The organism is Agromyces binzhouensis, from assembly GCF_004135055.1.
Taxonomy (GTDB): domain Bacteria; phylum Actinomycetota; class Actinomycetes; order Actinomycetales; family Microbacteriaceae; genus Agromyces; species Agromyces binzhouensis.
In genome coordinates this window covers 1-1,885 of the sequence record NZ_SDPL01000506.1, presented here as the reverse complement: position 1 = coordinate 1,885, position 1,885 = coordinate 1, and the positions used below count along the sequence as shown (strand labels likewise).

Annotated in this window: 3 protein-coding genes; all 3 read right to left on the bottom strand. The window is 74.4% G+C overall.

The window, feature by feature from the left end:
- The coding region (locus ESO86_RS16175; protein WP_207207191.1) for an ABATE domain-containing protein at positions 1-299 on the bottom strand (299 nt) is incomplete at its 3' end.
- Between the two features lie 93 nt (positions 300-392).
- Positions 393-890 carry a SprT-like domain-containing protein gene (locus ESO86_RS16170; RefSeq protein ID WP_129235868.1) on the bottom strand — a complete coding sequence of 166 codons (498 nt, stop codon included), beginning with the start codon at positions 888-890 and terminating at the stop codon, positions 393-395.
- A gap of 67 nt (positions 891-957) precedes the next feature.
- Positions 958-1,885, bottom strand: a 928-nt coding sequence (locus tag ESO86_RS16165) for a PQQ-dependent sugar dehydrogenase (protein WP_129235867.1), incomplete at its 5' end; no start/stop codon positions are given.

Below are 1,885 nucleotides of genomic sequence, written 5' to 3'. Positions count from 1 at the left end.
GTGGCCGGCGTCCCGCCGCGACCGGCGGCGAGCGCCAGGCGCGCGATCGCGTCGCGGAGCGAGGTCGCGTCGAACAGGTCGCGGGAGCGCGCGGGCGCGACGGGCATCGGGAAGCGGTCGCGCATCCACGCGGTGAGGTCGTCGGGGGAGTTCAGCCGTGCGGGGGCGAGGGCGACGGCGACGGGGATCCCTCCGGTGTAGGCGAAGTCGAGCGCGAACGAACCGGAGTCGAACCACCACCGCCCGCTGTCGTCGGTGAACCACTGGCCGACGGGGATCGAGACGGTCGAGACGGGCACCGGACCAAACTACCGGCTGCGCGCGGTCGCGGTCGCCACGATCGGGTCACGGTCACCGACCCGATCGCCGGGCTCGCGGTCCCGAGCCGCGGCTCAGTCGGCGGCGGCGCTCGCGGCCGCGCGCCGCATGGCCGCGGTGATCTCGCGCCGGTGCCACACGATGAGGTTCCGTCGGTCGAAGCCCCTGCGGCAGAGCCCGCAGCTGAGGGGCCGACTCGGCTCGCGGTAGCGGTAGTGCTCATGCCCGACCGGGCATCGACCGACCCAGGGGGCGAGTTCGTCGGCGACGGCGCCGTCGTGCGTGCGCCGGCCGACGTAGCCGATGTCGGCGGCGATCGTCGCCCACCGCGGCCCGTGGCCCGCGCGAGGGCCGGCGATGGCGTGCGCCACCTCGTGCAGCAGGATCTGGTGGATCTCGTCGTCGTCGTACCGGGACGCGAGGTAGCGCGAGACCGAGATCCGCCTGGCGGTGTAGTTGCAGAGGCCCGCCCGCTTCTTGGCGTTGTCGAAGGCGAAGCTCCACACGGCGGGGTCCAGGTGCAGGGCGATGAGCGCCTCAGCCCAGATCCGAACCCTCGCGAGATCCGCCATGCGATCGAGGATATCCCCGGGAGGTCTGCCGGGGGCCGATCCGGTGGTCCCCCGAACGGGGGGCCGCTCAGTCGGCGTCGACGAGCGGGATCCGCACCAGGCGGTCGTCCCCCTCGCGCGGCGACCCCCGCCCGTCGGTGTTGTTCGTGAGCGCCCACAGCTCGCCGTCGGGCCCCGGGACCACGTCGCGCATGCGCCCGAGCTCGCCCTCGAACGCGGCGTCGACCTCGGTCGGGGACGTCAGCGCCGGCGACGCGAACCAGAGGCGCTCGCCGCGGAGCGCCGCCAGCACGACCGTGTCGCCGACGATCGCGATGCCGCTCGGGCTCGCCTCGGAGGTCGGCCACTGCACGGCCGGATCGCGGAACCGTGCGTCGCCCGCGCGACCCTCGACGATCGGCCAGCCGTAGTTCCCGCCGGGCTCGATGCGGTTGAGCTCGTCCCACGTGTTCTGGCCGAACTCCGCCGCCCACATGCCGCCAGCGGCATCCCATGCCAGTCCCTGCGGATTGCGGTGCCCGAGGCTCCAGACGAGGGTGCCCGACGGGTTGCCCGGGGCGGGCTCGCCGTCGGCCGTCATCCGCAGGATCTTCCCGCCGAGGGAGTCGGGATCCTGCGACAGGTCGCCGTCGCCCGCGTCGCCCGTCGTGGCGTACAGGAAGCCGTCGGGGCCGATCGCGAGGCGTCCGCCGTTGTGGCGTCCGCCGCGGGGGATGCCGTCGAGCACGACGTCCGCGTCGCCGAGTCCGAGTTCGCCGGGTTCGCCGGTGAGCGGCATCCGCACGATGCGATTGTCCGAGTCGGTCGAGAAGTACGCGAAGACGGATGCCCCGTCGTCGCCGTCGCCCGGGAGGAACGCGAGCCCGAGCAGCCCGCCCTCGCCGCCCGCGACCACGTCGGGGAGCACGGCGACCTCGCGGAGGCCGCCGTCGGCGAGCACCTCGACGATCCGCCCGCGATCGCGCTCGCTCACGAGCACGCCGCCGTCCGGCAGG